The organism is Cryobacterium sp. TMS1-13-1, assembly GCF_004403125.1.
Lineage (GTDB): Bacteria > Actinomycetota > Actinomycetes > Actinomycetales > Microbacteriaceae > Cryobacterium > Cryobacterium levicorallinum.
Map to the genome: position 1 here is coordinate 206,788 of NZ_SOGX01000019.1, position 18,796 is coordinate 225,583.

The 18,796-nt window shown below is 66.0% G+C and carries 14 protein-coding genes and 1 pseudogene; 4 read left to right on the forward strand and 11 right to left on the reverse strand.

Annotated elements, in window-relative coordinates:
• Positions 1-40: 40 nt before the first annotated feature.
• From E3T31_RS16980 to E3T31_RS17015, 8 genes and pseudogenes are all read right to left on the reverse strand, one after another.
• Positions 41-742: a DUF998 domain-containing protein gene (locus tag E3T31_RS16980; protein ID WP_134470507.1), complete on the reverse strand. Its 702-nt coding sequence runs from the start codon at positions 740-742 to the stop codon at positions 41-43.
• A 95-nt stretch (positions 743-837) separates the two neighbouring features.
• Positions 838-1,524 carry an alkaline phosphatase family protein gene (locus E3T31_RS16985; protein ID WP_241978068.1) on the reverse strand — a complete coding sequence of 229 codons (687 nt, stop codon included), beginning with the start codon at positions 1,522-1,524 and terminating at the stop codon, positions 838-840.
• A pseudogene (locus tag E3T31_RS16990) lies at positions 1,521-2,753 on the reverse strand (alkaline phosphatase D family protein). The gene E3T31_RS16985 and the pseudogene E3T31_RS16990 overlap by 4 nt, the downstream one beginning before the upstream one ends.
• A gap of 174 nt (positions 2,754-2,927) precedes the next feature.
• Positions 2,928-3,956, reverse strand: coding sequence for a ketol-acid reductoisomerase (ilvC, locus tag E3T31_RS16995; RefSeq protein WP_134470508.1), 1,029 nt, complete (start codon positions 3,954-3,956; stop codon positions 2,928-2,930).
• A gap of 31 nt (positions 3,957-3,987) precedes the next feature.
• On the reverse strand, positions 3,988-4,497 hold the full coding sequence (ilvN, locus tag E3T31_RS17000; RefSeq protein ID WP_134470510.1) for an acetolactate synthase small subunit: 510 nt from the start codon (positions 4,495-4,497) through the stop codon (positions 3,988-3,990).
• 2 nt (positions 4,498-4,499) lie between these two features.
• Positions 4,500-6,293 carry an acetolactate synthase large subunit gene (locus E3T31_RS17005; RefSeq protein ID WP_134470512.1) on the reverse strand — a complete coding sequence of 598 codons (1,794 nt, stop codon included), beginning with the start codon at positions 6,291-6,293 and terminating at the stop codon, positions 4,500-4,502.
• A gap of 67 nt (positions 6,294-6,360) precedes the next feature.
• On the reverse strand, positions 6,361-8,055 hold the full coding sequence (gene ilvD / locus E3T31_RS17010) for a dihydroxy-acid dehydratase (RefSeq protein ID WP_134470514.1): 1,695 nt from the start codon (positions 8,053-8,055) through the stop codon (positions 6,361-6,363).
• A gap of 46 nt (positions 8,056-8,101) precedes the next feature.
• Positions 8,102-10,276 (reverse strand): bifunctional alpha,alpha-trehalose-phosphate synthase (UDP-forming)/trehalose-phosphatase, encoded by a 2,175-nt coding sequence (locus E3T31_RS17015; RefSeq protein WP_241978077.1) that lies wholly within the window; start codon positions 10,274-10,276, stop codon positions 8,102-8,104.
• Between E3T31_RS17015 and E3T31_RS18455 the strand changes: the two genes are divergently transcribed.
• A complete protein-coding gene (locus E3T31_RS18455) occupies positions 10,188-10,397 on the forward strand; it encodes a hypothetical protein (RefSeq protein ID WP_241978069.1) in 210 nt (69 codons plus the stop codon). The genes E3T31_RS17015 and E3T31_RS18455 overlap by 89 nt on opposite strands.
• Before the next feature lie 97 nt (positions 10,398-10,494).
• Here the strand turns inward: E3T31_RS18455 and E3T31_RS17020 are convergent, their stop codons facing one another.
• Genes E3T31_RS17020 through E3T31_RS17030 form a run of 3 tightly spaced genes read right to left on the reverse strand, consistent with a single transcriptional unit; the run spans position 10,495 to position 15,978 of the window.
• Complete coding sequence (locus E3T31_RS17020; protein ID WP_134470518.1) at positions 10,495-12,414, reverse strand: YhgE/Pip family protein; 1,920 nt, start codon at positions 12,412-12,414, stop codon at positions 10,495-10,497.
• A complete protein-coding gene (locus tag E3T31_RS17025; RefSeq protein ID WP_134470520.1) occupies positions 12,411-15,323 on the reverse strand; it encodes an MMPL family transporter in 2,913 nt (970 codons plus the stop codon). The genes E3T31_RS17020 and E3T31_RS17025 overlap by 4 nt, the downstream gene beginning before the upstream one ends.
• Before the next feature lie 28 nt (positions 15,324-15,351).
• Positions 15,352-15,978, reverse strand: a complete 627-nt coding sequence (locus E3T31_RS17030; protein ID WP_241978070.1) for a TetR/AcrR family transcriptional regulator — start codon at positions 15,976-15,978, stop codon at positions 15,352-15,354.
• 124 nt (positions 15,979-16,102) lie between these two features.
• Here E3T31_RS17030 and E3T31_RS17035 point away from each other — a divergent pair, with 124 nt between their 5' ends.
• From E3T31_RS17035 to E3T31_RS17045, 3 genes are all read left to right on the forward strand, one after another.
• Positions 16,103-16,291, forward strand: coding sequence for a hypothetical protein (locus tag E3T31_RS17035; RefSeq protein WP_092449289.1), 189 nt, complete (start codon positions 16,103-16,105; stop codon positions 16,289-16,291).
• Between the two features lie 99 nt (positions 16,292-16,390).
• Positions 16,391-16,879, forward strand: a complete 489-nt coding sequence (locus E3T31_RS17040) for a hypothetical protein (protein WP_134470522.1) — start codon at positions 16,391-16,393, stop codon at positions 16,877-16,879.
• A gap of 46 nt (positions 16,880-16,925) precedes the next feature.
• Positions 16,926-18,725 carry a glycoside hydrolase family 15 protein gene (locus E3T31_RS17045; protein ID WP_134470524.1) on the forward strand — a complete coding sequence of 600 codons (1,800 nt, stop codon included), beginning with the start codon at positions 16,926-16,928 and terminating at the stop codon, positions 18,723-18,725.
• Positions 18,726-18,796: the final 71 nt, after the last annotated feature.

The window sequence follows — 18,796 nt, forward strand, 5'->3', positions numbered from 1 at the left end:
GATGAGCGAAATGACATGCTGCTTTCGCGGTCGGGGCGTATCAGCTGGTCTTGCCCACGTCCCGGTCGTCGACCAGACCGGCGACCGTGCGACAGACGCCGAACACCCAACCGAGAATGCCGAGCAGGCACACCCGCTCGGCGAGCCCCAGAAGCCCGGGAAACACAGTGCTGCTCAGGCCGAGAAAGAGAATTCCGGCCACGCCAAGAACCGAGAAAACGGATGCCACGGCGCGCGACCGCGGCAACACCCGACTTCTCGACAACCAGGCGGTGAGCACGCAGATGCCGGCGAGTGCGGCCAGAAACCCGATCGTGGCCACGGTGAGGTGAATCGTACCGGCAACGGATTCCGCCGTCAGGCCCCTTTCGCCCGCCACGAGAATATCGGTGGGGAAGAAGGCAAGCACCCCGGAGCTGAGTCCTCCGATAAAAAACAGCCACAGACCGATCCGCTGCAGAACTCCGGCACTCCCGAGAGTCGATAGGGCAACAACGGCAGCGATGCAGGTGATCATGCGACCGACGAAATTCAGGTTCATGATCCAGCCGAAGGGGCCAACGGCAAGGTTACTCTCCGCCTCGCTGATCGCACTGTAGTGCGGCGGAAGAAACTGCAGCACGATGTCCACGAGCACATAAACGACGACACCGACCATGGCGACCTGCGCCGCTGTTCGACCCGAAGAACGGGCGCAGCGCGGGGCGGTCGTGCGGGGCAGGGACGCCTGTGTGACCGTCATGCCGCTCCTGTGTCTCGTAGTACAAGGTGGGACCGGTCAAGTTCGACCGGTCCCACTCTGTCACGCTCTGATGTCAAGAACTACGGGCGAGCGTTTCAGTCGGAGAAGGCGACGGTGCGCGCCGTACCGTCGTAGCCGCCAGCGGGAGCGGTGAGCCCGACTAACGCTCCCACCGTGGGCGCGACATCGAGCGTGCGGGCGGGCTGAGAGGAGACCCCCGCGACCACCCGTGGACTACCGCCGGACACGAAGAAGGGGATGGGTTCTGTCGCCGGGTGGCCGTGATTGCCCGGGATGGGGTTGGAGGCGACCGACGGATCTGAAAAATGCCAGCCCGCCCGGCAGTACGCCACCAGATCACCCGCTTCGACGCCCAGCCTGAGGTCGGCGGGGTTCGCGATCGACAAGACTCCCGGATGCGCCGCAACGAGAGCGAGTACCTCAGCCAAGCCGGCGTCACGGGCCGCGGACGGCCCGGTCCAGCAGAGCAGGTCTGCCCCGCCGTTCTGGGGGATGGCGATCTGCGCGCGTAGGTCTGCACGTGACGAGAGGATCTGATCCACGGAGATGACGTTCGAGGGGATGGACCAGTCCATCGAATGATCGGCGAGGACGATGAGCACGCTGCTCTCCCACGTTCCAGCAGCGACCAGATGGTCCACGAATCGCCCGATCTGGTTGTCGGTGTCCTTGAGCGCGACAGAGAGCATAACGGAGGTACCGCCGGCCGCGACCAGGGTCAGACACCCGCGGCGGTCAAAGACCGGGAATTCGGCGCTCACAGCACACGGCTCACGGATTGGGTTCCCGCGGCAACCTTCCACGACGTGGACAGCGTGCTGGACGCTGCCTGGCTGGTGCGTTCAGAGAGCACATACCAGTCCATTCGCAGGGCGCCCGGTGTGACTTGGAGAACCGCAAATCCGTGCGAGTCGAAATCCAGATACTTCATGTGCGGGTTCGAGCCCTGGAACGCTTGCTCGACGGCAACCGACGCCGTATGTGGGGGCGTCCCCCGGATGTCGTCGAGATTATCGCTGGTGACAGAGGTGCAGACCAGCTCAGCGGCCACGGAGGCTCCGTTAAACGGGTAGATCAGCGGGTCAGCCGGAACGTGGCACGCCCACGCCAAGTGGATATCCCCCGTGAGGAAGACCACGTCCGTGATCGCGTTGTCTCGCAGGTGACTGATCACTCGGCTCCGGTCGGCCGTGTAGCCGTTCTACTGGTCGACGTTGTAGGGAACGCCGTCGATCGTGGTCGATCCGAGCAACTGCCCCACGGCGCTGATTTCCTGCGCGCTGAGCGTGGAAGGGAATCGCACGGGGGTGATCATGACCGGGTTGCCGATCAGTTTCCACTGGGTCTGCTGCGAGGAGAAGCCGTCGAGCAGCCAGGCCATCTGGGCGTCTCCGGTCAGGGTGCGCGCCGGACTGCTGATCGCTGGATCGACGATGTTCGACGCCTGCTGGCTGCCGGAGGTGCGCAGGTCCAGCATAGAAATACTCGCGAGAGACCCGTACTCGAAGCGACGATAGATATGCCCACCTAGTTCGAACCGCACCGGCATCCATTCCGCATACGCCTGCATGGACACGGCCTTGCGGTCCGTCCAGACACCTTCAGGGCCTTCCGTGTGATTCTCCGCCCCATCCGACCATGCGTCGTTGGCGAATTCATGATCGTCTCAGGTCATCTCGACCGCAGGATCGTGCGGTCGCACGACGATGTCCCTGGCCTGATACTCGCCGGGGCCGTACTCGTACAGGTAGTCGCCGAGATGCAGAACGATGTCTAGATCGCCGCGGTCTGCAAGATAGCGGTACGCCGAGAAATACCCGGCCTGCCAGTTGCTGCACGACACCACACCCAGGCGCAGTCGATCCACCGCCGCCCCTGCGGCCGGTGCGGCGGACTGGGCTGCCTGGCTGGACACGTTCGTGGTGGCGGCTCCGGCGAATGCGAGTACGCCGGCGGTGCGCAGCAGATCACGTCGATTTAAGAGACTCATGCCCTCCAGGCTGGGGACCCCGTTCGGAGGCCCCAGCGCTTTCGAGGTATGTTCACCCGATGTTCTTCAGGGGTTCGTTGCCCGTCCATTCCGTCGGTGAACGCAGCAACAGGGCCAGCCGAGAACGGCTGACCCTGTTGCTGACACGCTCGGTATGGCTACCGGAGGCGCCGGTTAACGCGAAACCGAACCGTCGGTGTAGTCGTCGTCGTTCGATGCGTTCCATGCGAAGAGCTTGCGCAGGCTGCGGCCGGTGGCCTCGATCGGGTGCTTTTCGCCCTTCTTGCGCAGGGCGAGGAACTCGACTCCGCCGTTGTCCTGATCGGCGATGAAGCGCTCGGCGAACGCGCCGCTCTGGATGTCGGCGAGAACGGCCTTCATGTTCTCCTTGACACTCGGGTCAATGACGCGCGGGCCGGAGACGTAGTCGCCGTACTCGGCGGTGTCGGAGACACTCCAGCGCTGCTTGGCGATGCCACCCTCCCACATGAGGTCGACGATGAGCTTGAGCTCGTGCAGCACCTCAAAGTAGGCAACCTGCGGCTGGTAGCCAGCCTCGGTGAGAACCTCGAAGCCGTACTGGATCAGCTGTGAGGTGCCGCCGCAGAGCACTGCCTGCTCGCCGAATAGGTCGGTTTCGGTTTCTTCGGTGAAGGTGGTCTTGATGCCGGCGGCGCGCAGGCCACCGATCGCCTTGGCGTAGCTGAGGGTGAGCGGCCAGGCTTGGCCCGAGGCGTCCTTCTCGACGGCGACGATCACGGGAACGCCGCGACCGGCTTCGAACTCGCGGCGCACGGTGTGGCCCGGACCCTTCGGGGCGACCATGACGACGTCAACGCCGTCGGGCGCAGTGATGTACCCGAAGCGGATGTTGAATCCGTGTCCGAAGACGAGGGCCTTACCGGTAGCCAGGTTCGGCAGCACGTCGTCCTTGTACAGGTGACGCTGCACCTGGTCGGGCGCGAGGATGACGATGACGTCGGCCCAGGCCGCGGCATCCGCTGTGGACAGCACGGTGAAGCCGGCTTCTTCGGCCTTGGCCTTGCTCTTGGAGCCGTCCTTCAGGCCGATCTTGACCTCGACGCCGGAGTCGCGCAGGTTCTGCGCGTGGGCGTGACCCTGCGAGCCGTAGCCGATGACGGCCACCTTCTTGCCCTGAATGATCGACAGGTCGGCGTCTTTGTCGTAGAAAATCTCAGACAATGTGTTTCTCTCCTTATTAATGACGTGCTGGTTAGTTTTTGAAAACTCGTTCGGTGATGGATTTGGAACCGCGGCCGATGGCGAGCAGGCCGGACTGGGCGAGTTCCCGAATGCCGAACGGCTCGAGTACCCGCAGAAGTGCCTGGGTCTTTCCGCTGTCGCCGGTGACCTCGATCACGACGGCATCCGTGGCCACGTCGACGACGCGGGCGCGGAACAGGTTGACCGCCTCGAGCACCTGCGACCGGCTCGTGTTGTCGACCTTGACCTTGATCAGCAGATGTTCGCGCTGCACGGACTGGACCGGGTCGAGCTCGACGATCTTGATGACGTTGATCAGCTTGTTCAGCTGTTTGGTGACCTGCTCGAGCGGTATGTCTTCGACATCGACCAGAATCGTGATGCGGGACAGACCAGGGATCTCGCTGTGGCCGACGGCCAGGCTTTCAATGTTGAAACCGCGACGCGCGAACAGGCCGGCGACGCGCGTGAGCAGGCCGGGCTTGTCCTCGACGAGCAGACTCAGTACGTGGCTCGTCACGGTTACTCTTCTCCCCAGGTCGGTGCGTGATCTTTGGCGTACTGAACGAAGCTATTACTTACGCCCTGCGGAACCATCGGCCAGACCATGGCGCCGGGGCTCACGATGAAGTCGATCACGACCGGGCGGTCGTTGGTGGCGAGCGCCAGTTTGATGGCGTCATCCACCTGGTCCTTGCTGGTGACCCGGATTCCGAGCGCGCCATAGGCATCCGCCATCTTGACAAAGTCGGGCACCATCGCGGTGCCGTGACCGGTATTGAGGTCGGTGAAGGAGTGCCGTCCGTCATAGAACAGCGACTGCCACTGACGCACCATGCCGAGCGAGGAGTTGTTGATGATCGCAACCTTGATCGGGATCTTGTTGATCGTGCAGGTGGCCAGTTCCTGGTTAGTCATCTGGAAGCAGCCGTCACCGTCGATCGACCAGACCACCCGGTCGGGTTCAGCGACCTTGGCACCCATCGCGGCCGGCACGGAGTAGCCCATGGTGCCGGCACCGCCGGAGTTGAGCCAGGAGTTGGGGCGTTCGTACTTGATGTACTGCGCCGCCCACATCTGATGCTGGCCGACCCCGGCCGCGTACACGGCCTCGGGGCCGGTGAGCTCGCCGATGCGCTGGATCACGTATTGCGGGGCCAGCAGGCCGTCGGTCGGCTCGGTGAAGCCGAGCGGGAACTCCGCCTTCAGTCCGTGCAGGTAGGTCCACCATTCGGCGGTGTCTGGTGCGCCGCCCTGGGTAACCTCGGTCCACGCAATGGTCAAGTCGGCGATGACGTCCTTGGCATCACCAACGATGGGTACATCGGCCAGGCGGATCTTGGAGATCTCGGCCGGGTCGACGTCGACGTGCACGATCTTCGCGTTGGGTGCGAATTCGCTGATCTTTCCGGTCACCCGGTCGTCGAAGCGGGCTCCGAGCGAAATGATGAGGTCTGCCTCCTGCAGCGCGAGCACGGCCGGAACGGTGCCGTGCATGCCGGGCATGCCGAGGTGCTGCGGGTGCGAGTCGGGAAAAGCGCCGCGGGCCATCAGGGTCGTGACGACCGGAGCGCCGGTTGCCTCGGCGAGGACGAGCAGTTCGGGCGAAGCGTGGGCGCGAATGACACCACCCCCGACGTAGAGCACGGGCTTCTTCGCGGCCAGCAACAGCTGGGCTGCGGCCTGCACCTGCTTGCCGTGAGCCTTGACGATCGGTCGGTAGCCGGGCAGGTCGAGCTTGGGCGGCCAGATGAACGGCGCGAGGTTCTGCTGCGCGTCCTTGGTGATGTCCACGAGCACCGGTCCGGGGCGGCCGGTGGAGGCGATGTGATAGGCGGAGGCGATCGCGGCCGGAATCTCTTCGGCGCGGCGAGCGAGAAAGGAATGCTTGGTGATCGGCATGGTGATGCCGATGATGTCGGCCTCCTGGAAGGCGTCCGTTCCCATCGAGGTGGAGAACACCTGGCCGGTGATCGCGAGCAGCGGAACCGAGTCCATGTAGGCATCCGCTATGGCGGTGACGAGGTTGGTCGCGCCCGGACCGCTCGTGGCGATCGCGACGCCGACCCGGCCGGTGGCCGAGGCGTAGCCCTCCGCCGCGTGGCCGGCACCCTGTTCGTGGCGCACCAGGATGTGGCGGATCTTGTCTTGCGTCATGAGCTCGTCGTAGAGCGGAATGACGGCGCCGCCCGGGATGCCGAAGACGTCGGTGACGCCGAGCAGTTCGAGGGTGCGAATGATCGCCCCCGAGCCGGTGAGCATCTCCGGCTCCGCCGAGGCGGGAGCCGAGGGCACGGGAGTGGGTTCCGTGGTCATGGTCAATGAATCCCTACTTCGAAATCGGTCGTTTCGATGATCTTCGCGTGCCACGGGGGCACACGGGTTAGCCCGTGATGGCGCCTTCAGCGGCGGAATGCACGAGCTTCGAGTACTTCGCGAGTACGCCACGGGTGTAGCGAGGGGGAAGGGGCGCCCAGCCATCTCGGCGGGCGGCCAGCTCTGCAGGCGCGACCAGTAGGTCAAGCGAGCGAGCTGCGATATCGACCCGTATCGGATCCCCATCGCGCACGAAGGCGATTGGACCTGCGTCCACCGCTTCGGGTGCTATATGGCCGATGCACAGTCCGGTTGTGCCGCCTGAGAATCGACCGTCCGTTAATAGTAGTACATCGGAGCCGAGCCCAGCGCCCTTGATGGCGGCGGTGATCGAGAGCATCTCGCGCATGCCCGGTCCGCCCTTGGGTCCTTCGTAGCGGATGATGACGACGTCACCCTTGTAGATTTTGCCTTCGGTCAGGGCGTCCATCGCGGCGCGTTCCCGCTCGAACACCCGGGCCGGGCCTTCGAAGACGGCGGCGTCGAAGCCGGCGGTCTTCACCACAGCGCCTTCGGGCGCGAAGCTGCCTTTGAGAATGGTGATGCCGCCGCTCTTGTGGATCGGGTTGTCGAGGGTGCGCAGCACCTCACCGTCGAGGTCGGGCGGGTCGATCTCGGCGAGGTTCTCGGCCACCGTCTTGCCGGTCACGGTGAGCGCGTCGCCGTGGATGAGTCCGGCCTCGAGCAGCGCACGCATGACGACGGGCACGCCGCCCTGGCGGTCCACGTCGTTCATGACGTACTTGCCGAACGGCTTGAGGTCGCCGATGTGCGGAACCTTGTCGCCGATACGGTTGAAGTCGTCGAGGGTCAGCTCGACCTCGGCCTCGCGGGCGATGGCGAGCAGGTGCAGCACGACGTTGGTGGAGCCGCCGAAGGCCATGGCCACGGCGATGGCGTTCTCGAATGCCTTGCGGGTGAGGATGTCGCGGGCGGTGATACCGAGGCGCAGCATGTTGACCACGGCCTCGCCGGAGCGGTGGGCGAAATAGTCACGGCGACGGTCAGCGGATGCCGGGCTCGCCGAGCCGGGCAGACTCATTCCGAGTGCTTCCGCGACACTGGCCATGGTGTTTGCGGTGTACATACCGCCGCAGGCGCCCTCGCCCGGAGCGAACGCGCACTCGATGCGCTTCGCATCCGCTTCACTCATGCGGCCGGCCTTGACCGCGCCGACGGCCTCGAACGCGTCGATAATGGTGATGTCTTTTTCGGTGCCGTCGCTGAGTTTGACCCAGCCCGGGGCGATCGATCCGGCGTAGAGGAACACGCTCGCGAGGTCGAGGCGGGCGGCGGCCATGAGCATGCCGGGCAGGGATTTGTCGCAACCGGCCAGCAGCACGCTGCCGTCGAGACGTTCGGCCTGCATGACGACCTCGACCGAGTCAGCGATGACCTCACGCGAAACGAGGGAGAAATGCATGCCCTCGTGGCCCATCGAAATGCCGTCGCTGACCGAGATGGTGCCGAACTGCAGCGGGTAGCCGCCACCGGAGTGCACACCTTCCTTGGCCGCCTGCGCCAGGCGGTCGAGCGACAGGTTGCACGGCGTGATCTCGTTCCACGAACTCGCAATGCCGATCTGGGGCTTGTCCCAGTCAGCGTCGCCCATGCCGACGGCGCGAAGCATTCCACGCGATGTGGTGGCCTCGATTCCATCGGTGACGGCGCGGCTACGGGGTTTCACATCGATCTCAGACATGCCCCGAGTCTAGAACCTCAGGGCGCCCTCTATTTTCAATGGGGCCTCAGAGTGCAAGGCCAGCACGGAGTGCGGCGATGCGCACGAGGACCTGAGTGACTTCCTTGGGGCTGCGCACCCGGTAGCCGGCAAGGGTCGCGCCCTGACCGATCTTGAGGCCGAGGTCGTCGTCACGCAATGCCGCGAAGGCGTCTTCATCGGTCACATCGTCGCCGGCGTAGAACACCCGGTCGGCCCCGGTGTACTCGCGCAGCTTCTCGAGGGCATCACCCTTGGTGCTGGAGCGTACCGAGAATTCCAGCACGTTCTTACCTTCGCGAACGGTAAGTCCGGGCAGCTGATCGGTGAGCTGTTCCCTTGCCTCGCGCTGGGCCGTTTGGCCGTCTTTCTTGGTCGCGAGCCGGGTGTGCAGGGCCAGACCGGCGGGCTTGCGCTCGATGGTGGTCCCGGCAAGCGATCCGGAGATGCTGGTGAGCACCCGGGCAAGGGTGTCGAGCTGTTCGAGCTCAGAGGAGACCAGGTTGAGTTCAATCTCGGGGGTGTCCAGCTGAACCTCGATGCCGTGCGAGCCGGTGAGCAACACCGAACTCTGCGGCTGGGCAACGTGCTGCAGACTTACCAGGGCGCGCCCAGAGACCAAGGCTACGCGCACCCCGGGCAGGTCGAGCAGGGCTTGAACGGCTTCCCGGGTGCCGGTGATTGCACGGGCGTCTTCGGGGTGGTCAACGTGCGGGGCCAGGGTTCCGTCGAAGTCGAGGGCGATGAGCACGTTCTCGGCACCGGCAAGATTCTGCAAGGCCAGGTCGAGATCGTCGGGGATTCCGGCCGCCACGGCAGCGCCGCCGGTGAGGGCCCGCAGAAACGAGGCCGACCAGGCGGCAACATCGTTCTCCGCGACCTTGCGGCGCAGCGAACGCATACGTCTGGCGCGTTCCCGCCGGGGCATCTCGACCGCGCGCACAATGGCGTCCTTGGTGCCGTCGATGTCGTGCGGATTGATTAGGATCGCCTGTTTGAGTTCATCGGCGGCGCCGGCGAACTCGCTCAGCACGAGCACCCCGTCGGCATCGAAGCGCACGGCGACGTATTCCTTGGCGACGAGGTTCATGCCGTCACGCAGCGCGGTGACGAGCATGACGTCAGCGGCGAGATACATCGCGACCATTTCTTCACGCGGGTAGCTGTGGTGGTGATAGCTGATGGCGGTGTGGCTGATCGTGGAGAAGTCGCCGTTGAGTCGACCGACGGCGAGTTCAATCTCGTCGCGCAGGGCCATATAGGTGCTGACCCGTTCGCGGGACGGGCTCGCGATCTGCACCAGGGTGACGTCTTCGACACTCAGGCGTCCGTCGGCGAGCAGCTCCCCGAAGGCCTTGATGCGGTGGCCGATGCCCTTGGTGTAGTCGAGCCGGTCGACGCCCAGCATGAGCGTTTTCGGGTTGCCGAGGTCCTCCCGAATCTGACGTGCGCGGGCCTGGATCTCGGGGCGTCTGGCCAGTTCTTCGTAGGCGGCCGCGTCGATCGAGATGGGAAAGTGCTTGGCGATGACACGACGAGTCTCCCCGGTCTGGCCGCTCTGGCCGTTGTCACCGGTGGGCACGTCGATAACGACGCCGCGGGTGGCATAGCCATAGAGGCGACGCACCGCTTGGGAGAAATTGCCGGCATCCGCTACCCGTTGAAAGCCGATAACGTCGGCGCCGAGCAGGCCGTGCAGAATCTGTTTACGCCAGGGCAGCTGCGCATAAATGCCATATGGCGGAAATGGAATGTGATTGAAGAAGCCGATGACGAGGTCGGGGCGGGCCTCCCGCAGCAGGCGCGGAACGAGCTGCAGTTGGTAGTCGTGCACCCAGACCGTGGCTCCGGGGGCGGCGACCGCTGCGGCGGCTGCAGCGAATCGACGGTTCACCCTGACGTAGGCGTCCCAGGTTTCGCGGTGATAGCTCGGCGGCGCAATAACGTCGTGGTAGAGCGGCCAGAGGGTGTCGTTGGAGAAGCCCTCGTAGTAGTCCTCAATGTCTTCTTCGTTGAGCCGCACGGGCACGAGCGAAATGCCGTCATTATCGAACGGCGCAAAGGAGCGATCAGCGACGCCGGGCCAGCCGACCCAGGCGCCGTTTGACGCACGCATGAGCGGTTCGAGTGCGGTGACCAGCCCGCCGGGTGAAGTGCGCCAGGTGGCGGCACCGTCGTCGCTTTCCTCGAAGTCGACCGGCAGCCGGTTGGAGACGACGACGAGCGTGTACGCACCGGTTGCGGTGTCATCGGGCGCAGCGTCAGCCCCTGAATCGTCGAGTGCGGTCTGGTCGCGGTCGAACCGCGTGGAGTCGGCTGAATAAGTAATGGATCATCCGTTCCGGGCACACCCGCGGTGCACGCCTGTGTTGCCCTCCCAAGGATACCAGTCGCCCCCAGTCTCATGGGGGGCACCGCGCCCTACGCCCTGGCCAGCCCCAGCCCGAACGAGCGGGCTCCGCGCGCTCGGGCCACACTCCAGAACGAGAGCAGCACGCTACCGATCGCGAACAGGAGCAGTATTGCGGCGGCGGCGGCAACATCCGCTCCCCCGCTTTCACTGACAATCGCCTGCAGGCCGTTCACGGCCCAGGTCAACGGCAGAAAGGGGCTCAACGCCTGGAATGGGGCGGCGACGAGTTCGATCGGGTACAACCCACTCGCCGCGGCGAGTTGCAGGGCGAGCAGCACGAGCGAGATGACGATGCCGACCCGACCGAACGCGACGCTCAGCCAGTGCTGCACGGCCACGAACACGAAGGCCAACAGCACGGCGAAGCCGAGGGTGGCCGGCAGCAGCGTCCACGCCACATCGAGGGCGGTATGCAGCAGCACGGTGACCAGAACGGCCTGGCCGGCAACGATGGCGAAGGCCCGGCCGAGGCTGCGACGCAGCAACCGGCCGGTGCTCGTCGTCGAAGCCAGGGCGGCTGCTGTGAGCGGTTTGAACAGCAGAAAGACGACGAGGGCGCCGATCCACAGGCCGACCGGCACGAAAATCATGCCGATGATCGGGCCGGCCGAGTCGATCGCGTGGTCGCGCTCGGTCGTGACACTGACCGGCTCGGAGACGACCGCGGCGGTGGTCGCGGCATCGGTATCGGTGAAAACGGATGCCCCCGCCGCGCCGTCCGCCAGCCCGGTCGCGAGCTCGGCGGCCCCGGCTTCCAGTGCGTGCGTCCCGGCCTGGGCCGACTGGGTGCCGGAAGCGAGGGTACCGAGCCCGGCGGAAATTCCCTGCACACCGGTCGCGAGATCGCTTGCGCCGCTCGACAGGGCTGGGCCGCCGGCCGCGAGCGTGCGCGCACCGTTCGCACTCGACGAGATGCCGTCCAGCACCGACCCAATTCCGGTGCCGGCTGCCCCGATGCCCGGGCTCTGGGCGCCGAGTGCGGTGAGGCCGCCCTGAATTTGCGCGAGCGCGCCGGCGTAGGCGGCGACGTTCGGGTCGGCCTGCATCTGCGCGTTGAGGGCGGTGAACGCTGCCGCCGTTCCCTGCACTCCCCAGGCGTAGGCCGGGAGCCCGGTTTCGAGCGGAGCCAGCGCGCCGGCGCCGGACTTCAGCTCGGTCAGCCCCGCGCTCAGCCCGGTGACGCCGTCGGTATAGGAGGCCACGCCGGAGGCATAACTCGTCGCTCCGCTCGCAGCGGATGCCGCCCCGGTAACGGCGGTCGCCGTGCCGGCCGCAAGGGAATCGAGGCCGGCCTTGAGCCCGCTCACCCCGGTGGAGAGCGCGGCCGCGCCGTCGGCGGCATCCGTGAGGGACGAACCAAGCAGGGCGAGATTCGTGTACAGGCCTTCGAGATACTGCGCGGTGATCGCCTGGCCGAAGGCGCCCGTCAAGGCGGAGCCGACCGATTGGGCCAGCGAGCCGGCGAGGTAGGAATGGGCGTCATCGGTGCGAATATCGAGGTCGGCCTGCACCGGGGTGCTGCCCGAGAGCGAGGTGATCGAGGCGGAGAAATCGCTGGGGATGGTCAGAATCGCGTAGGCGTCTCCGGCGGCGAGCGCCGCTTGCGCGTCGGCCGTGTTGGAGATGGTCCAGTCGAATCCGGCCGTGCTGGCATCGCTGGCGCTGGGCGCGGTCAGTTCGGTCACGAGCAATCGACCGGCTAAAGCCTGTTGTTCGGTGCCGTCCGGCAGGGTGGTCGTGACGAATTCGTCGTTGTTCACGACGATCGCGGGAATGGTGTCGACCCGGTCATCGGCCGAGACGAGAGCCACCGTGAACAGTCCGGCCACGGCAAGCGGCACGGCGACCACGACGGCCACGAGAGCGGCGACGGTCAGCCGCCGCTGCCGCGCGGTACGGCTGAACAGTTTGTCGAGTGCGGTGCTCATCGCTGCAGAGCCTTTCGATCGAGGGAATCCATCATCAGGTCGTCGTCAACTGGCGCGTCGAGATCGATCTGCTGCCACGGTCGATCGTGCGCCGATTCCGGGCCATCGATGTCGAAGCGTGCAGCGCCGAGCACCAGTGTGGTTGTCGGGGGTGCCAGCATGGCCAGTACCGTCGCCAGGTCCCGGCCCAGGAATGGCTCGGGGAGGCCCTCGCCGAGGTCGACGAAGACCACACCGGGGCGTTCGGTGAGCGCCGCCGCGACCAGCACGGTCGCCCGACCGTGGGCCGGTAGCGCCGAAATCGTCGTGGCGGCCGTCACCGGCTGACCGGCACCCAGGGCCCGGTTAATACTGCTGATCCAGTCGGCGCGACGGCTGGCGACCGAGGCAGTCCGGTACCAGGGCAGGGTGAGCCGCAGCCGTTCGGCGAGCAGTTCTCCGACGGTGATCTCGGTGTCCCGATGCTCACCGATATCGGCGAGGGCAACCCGGCGCAGGGCCTGCTGCCGGTCGGATGGCAGCGGGTAGCCGAGCACCTGCAGTCGTCCGCTGACCGGATCGAGTCGTCCGGCGAGGGTGGCCGCGACGACCCGGCGGTGGCCGGCCGTGCCGGTAAGCCGCACGAGCGAACCAGCCGGAATACTCAGGCTGAGCGGACCGATCGGCGCGGTCTCGAGGCCGAAGACGACTTCATCGGCCGTGATCGCATCGGTCTGCTCCGCCGCCCACGCGCTGTCGTGCAGGTGCTGGCGCAGTCCCTCCCCCTCGATGTCGACGTTCGGCAGCAGCCGCCCGAGCCAGCGTGGCAGCCACCAGGCGGCGTTTCCGGCGAGTGCCATCGCGGCCGGGACGAGCGTCATGCGCACCAGGAAGGCGTCGAGCAGGACACCGATAGCCAGGGCGAAGGCGATGCCTTTGATGGCGCCGGTGCCGTCGGGGACGAACGCGAAGAAGACGAAGAACATGATCAGGGCCGCGGCGGTGACAACCCGGCCGGCATGGGCGAAGCCGTGGATGATCGATTGCCGGGCGTTGCCGGTGCGCACGAATTCCTCGCGCATTCCCGAGACGAGGAACACCTCGTAGTCCATCGCGAGGCCGAACAAGACCGCCATGAGCAGAATTGGCAGAAAGCTGAGGATGGGGCCGGGGTTGTCTACGCCGAACAGGTCGGGAAACCAGCCCCACTGAAAGATCGCCACGGTGGCGCCGATGGCGGCGAACACCGACAGTAAAAAGCCGAGCGCGGCCTTGATCGGCACGAAGACGGAGCGAAACACCATCATGAGCAGAATGATCGAGAGCCCAACCACGATGAGCGCGAAGGGAATGAGCGCGTCGGTCAGCCGGTTGGAGATGTCTATGCCGACGGCGGTCGCGCCGGTGACGGCGATCGGGGTGCCGAGGCTCGCGGTGATGCCCGGGCCGAGGTCTCGAATCATTTGCACGAGGTCTTTCGTGGCCGCGGCATCCGGTGCGCTGTCGGGCATCACCTGAATGATGGCCGTGTCGACGGTGGGGTTTGGGGTACCCGTGCCCACGTAGGCGACGCCCGGCAGGTCGCGAATCTGGGCGCCGATGGTGTCGAGGTCGCCGAAGATGTCGGTGGTCTGGGTGATGTCGACGACGACGATGAGCGGGCCGTTGTAGCCGGGGCCGAAGCCGTCGTTGATGAGCTGGTAGGCCTCCCGCTGGGTGGAGCCGGCCGGTTCGGAGCCGCCGTCCGGCAGGTTGAGGTCGAGGCTGAGTGCGGGAATGGCGAGGGTTCCCAGCACGCCGACCACCACGATGACGGCGACGATCGGGGCTTTGAGTACCAGTCCGACCCAGCGCCGGCCCAGGGTCGGTCTTCCATCGTCGGGGGTGGTCGCCCGGCGGTGGGCCCGTCCGCCGACCTTGGGGATGAGTTTGCCCTTGACCACGCCGAGCACGGCGGGCAGCAGGGTCACGGCCACGCCGATCGAGACCAGCACGGCGAATGCAGCGCCGAGTCCCATCACGCTCAAGAACGGGATGCCGACCACGAGTAGTCCGAGCAGGGCGATAATCACGGTGATGCCGGCAAAGACCACGGCGCCACCGGCGGTGGCGACGGCCGTCGCGGCCGATTCAAGCGGTTTCATGCCGGTAGCCAGCTGCGATCGATGCCGCGACAAAATGAACAGCGAGTAGTCGATGCCGACCGCGAGCCCGAGCATGAGCGCGAGCATGGGGGCGGTGCTCGAGACCGAGACGAAGGCGCTCACCGCGGTGATGCCGCCGATCGCGACGCCGACGCCGATCATGGCCATGAGCAGCGGCATGCCGGCGGCGAGCAGGGAACCGAAGGTGATGAGCAGCACGACGCCGGCGAAGAGCACGCCGAGCACCTCGGTGACGGTGATACCGAAGGTGTTGTCCTGAAAGACCTGGCCGCCGAACGCGACCTGCAAGCCGGCGTCCTCCCCGATCGACCGAGTGGCCACGAGGGCGTCGAGGGTGTCCGTGGACACGTCGGTGGATTGCCCAGTGAGCGCCACCTGGCTGAAGGCGGTCTCGGAGTCGCTCGAGACGGCATCCGCTGCGTAGTCGCTGAACGGGGTGATCACGGTGTCGACGCCGTCGATGGCGCCGATTTCTGTGGCCATGCTTTCGATGGCGGCCCGGTACGGCGCATCATCAATGGATGCCCCGCTCGGCACGTGATAGACGACCTGCACCTGCGCGCCGGCCGCCGAAGGGAACACCGCGGCGAGCGAGTCGATGGCATCCTGCGACTCGGTGCCGGGGATCGCGTAGGACTCCTGCGTCTGGCCGTTGAGGGCCACGCCGCCGCCGAAGATGCCGGCGAGCAGCAGCACCCAGATGCCGATGACGAGCCAGGCCCGCCGGTAGGCGAAGTGGCCGAGACGATACAGAACGGTTGCCATGAAAACTACTTTCGGACGGCGCAGAAATTCAGGAGTGAGCGGGGCGCGGGTGTACGGAGACGGGGGCGAGCAGTTCGGTCATCACGGTGCGCAGCGCCGGGCGCAGGTCGTCGTCGGGCAGGGTGGCCTCGCCCAGAAAGGTCATGCCGGCCACGAGCGAGTAGGCGGCACCGCCGAGGGCGAAGCCGAACCGCAGGCGGTCTTCATTGCTCGCGTCGTCGTGGCAGATACTCGCGGCGAGTCGAACGATGAGCAGTCCGGCCCGGTCGATGATGGCGATGCCGCGCAGCGACTGGGCCTGGTTGATGAAGGTGTGCAGTTCCAGCCGAAACTCGAGCAGAAAGTCGATGAAGTCGTCGACGAACCGCTCACGGGTGGCAATGGTCTCGGGCGCGGTCACGAAGCGGTCGAGAACGACCTCGAGCTGGTCGATGGCCGGCGTGAGCACCTGTTCGAGCAGCACCTCCTTGGAGGCGAAGTGGTAGAGCACGCTGGATTTGGAGAAGCCCGCGATGTCGGCAATATTCTGCAGCGAGGTTGCCGCGAATCCCACCGACGCGAACTGGGTCAGCGCGACCTGGCGCAGGTCGGCACCGGTTTGTGAGCGGATGCCGCCGGCCGGCGGTGCAGCGGATGTCGCAGGAAGAATGGGCACGACCACAGGCTAGTTGACCGATCGGTCAGATCCTGTCCGATCGGTCAGTTCAGGGGTTTTTCTCAGCCTCTTCGGGTTTGCCCCGACCGGGGAGGCTCCGGGTAACCTTAGGCCGGAGGTCCACATGCGAAAGTTCATATTCAGCAGTGCCATGATCGGCGTCATCGCCGGCGGATGGAACACCGTGCAGGCCACCAGGCACGGACCGCGCGACTGGCGTCTGGTGATGTTGTGGCTGGGGTGGGCGCTGAGCGCCGCTGTGGCCATCGGCACGGTCATCGAAGACGCCAATAAACGCGAAATCGACAGCTGAGTTCGGCTGCTGGTCGGCGCGCCGTCCGGCGAGTCGCGGTTTGGTGACCGAAACTGGAGGCAGCAGCTGATTGTCGGCTGCATCTGAAAGGGGCTCGTCATGTTTGGTCGTCGACGCCGACGTTTGGCCGCGAGCGCGGCGATGAGCGTGGCCGCAGCCCCGGTCCTGCGCGACGAACAGATTTTTGAGCTGCTGCACGACAAACTCGGCGAACTCATCGGCGAAAACGGCGACTGGACGCTCTCGCCCCGGACCCCCGGCGATACCGACGTCATATTTCACGGGCTCAAGGCCCGGGAGATCGCGGTTGAACTGACCGAGACCATCCTCATTGAGCAGGCGACGCTGCGCGGCGAAAGCAGCGGCGAACCGACGGCGTTGTCCTGGACCCCGGCCCCGATTGTCACCTGGAACGAACCCGTCCCGATCACCGCGCAGCCAATCGATGCCGCCCCGATCCACACCCAGCTGATCAACACGGCCCCTATTGCAACCGTGGCCAGCGCGGACGACGACCTCGCCGCGGCATCCGCTGCCTGGATCGACAAGGCATCGGCCACCCTCGCCTCCGCTCGCCTCGTAGCCTAAGCAGATCGTCAGCGCACTCTCACCCTCCTGCTGACAGGATGGCCTGATGGCACTCCCCATCGAGGACTACGCACTGATCAGCGACTGTCACTCCGCGGCACTCGTCGGCCTCAATGGCAGCATCGACTGGCTCTGTCTGCCCCGCTACGACTCCGCCTCAATGTTCGGCGCGCTGCTCGGCGATGAAAACCATGGCCGCTGGCTGCTCGCGCCGGCCGACCCAAACGCCATCGCCACCCGCCGATACGACGGCGACACCTTCGTACTATCGACACTGTGGACCACCAGCACCGGGCAGGTCGAGGTGCTCGACTTCATGCCGCACGGTGATGGCCGGGCCGACCTGGTGCGCCGGGTGCGCGGCATCACCGGCACGATGGCGATGACGCAGGATCTGCGCATCCGCTTTGGCTATGCGACGACGATTCCGTGGGTGCGCCAGCTGAAGGGCGAGTCGGTGCGCGGCCTGGTCGCGATCGCCGGACCCGACGCCATCGTCGTGCGCGGCCCTGCGCTCCGCGCGTCAGACCACCGGCACGAATCGCACTTCGATGTCATCGCCGGCGAAACCGTCGATGCCCAAATGACCTGGTATCGCTCGCACCGGGAGATTCCACCGGCCATCGACATCGATGCGGCCTACCGCTCGACCCGCGCCTGGTGGCAGAGCTGGGCATCCCGTTGCAGCCACGACGGACCCCTGCGCGCCCAGGTGGTGCGTTCGCTGCTGGTGCTGCGCGCCCTGACGCACGAACGAACCGGCGGCATCGTAGCCGCAGCGACCACGTCACTCCCCGAGCAGACCGGAGGCACCCGCAACTGGGATTACCGCTACGTCTGGCTGCGGGACGCCTCGCTCACGCTCGAGGTGCTGCTTAGCCACGGCTACGAGGTGGAAGCCGGCGACTGGCGGGCCTGGCTGCTGCGCGCCATTGCCGGGGATCCGAGCGACGTGCAGATCATGTATGGGCTCTCCGGCGAGCGCTACCTCCCCGAACGCGAGCTGGGCAGCCTGCCCGGCTACAACGGCTCCTCCCCCGTGAGGGTTGGCAACGACGCGGTCAACCAGTTCCAGTCCGACGTCATCGGCGAGGTCATGGTGGCCCTGCACGCCGCACGCGCTGCCGGGGTGCGCGAAACCGAGTTCTCCTGGCCGCTGCAGCGCGCACTCATGAGCTTTCTCGAGAAGAACTGGCGCCGGGCCGACCAGGGCATCTGGGAGGTGCGCGGGCAGGCCCGCGAATTCACGCACTCCCGCGTCATGGTCTGGGCCGCCTTCGATCGTGCCGTGCGCGGCATCCAGGAGTGCGGCCTCGACGGTCCGCTCGAACGCTGGAAGACGCTGCGCGACGAGGTACGCGCCGACATCGAAACCCGCGGTTTCAACGAGAACCTCGGCAGCTACGTGCAGTACTACGGCAGTACCGAAGTGGATGCCTCCCTCCTCGTCCTCCCACAGGTCGGCTTCTGCGCACCGACCGATCCCCGCATGCTCGGCACCGTGGCCGCGATCGAGGCGGACCTCTGCCGCGATGGCCTGCTCCTGCGCTACCGCACGGCTGCCGGGGTGGACGGATTGCCGCCGGGTGAGCATCCGTTTCTGGCCTGCTCGTTCTGGCTGGTCGAGCAGTACGCCACCTCCGGTCGCATCGAGGACGCCAACACACTGATGAACCGCCTGCTCGGCTTCGTCAACGATGTCGGCCTGCTCTCCGAGGAGTACGACGTTGCGGGCGGGCACCAGGCCGGCAACACCCCGCAGGCGCTCTCCCACCTGGCGCTGGTGCGGGCAGCGGATGCCATCGTCGCGGGCCTGGCCTCCCCCACCCGAGTGCTGGCGGGCTAAAAATCACAACCTCTACAGTTCGGCGCTTTTTATTGTAGGTATTTTTCAGCGCCGGGTACCTGCCGAAATCT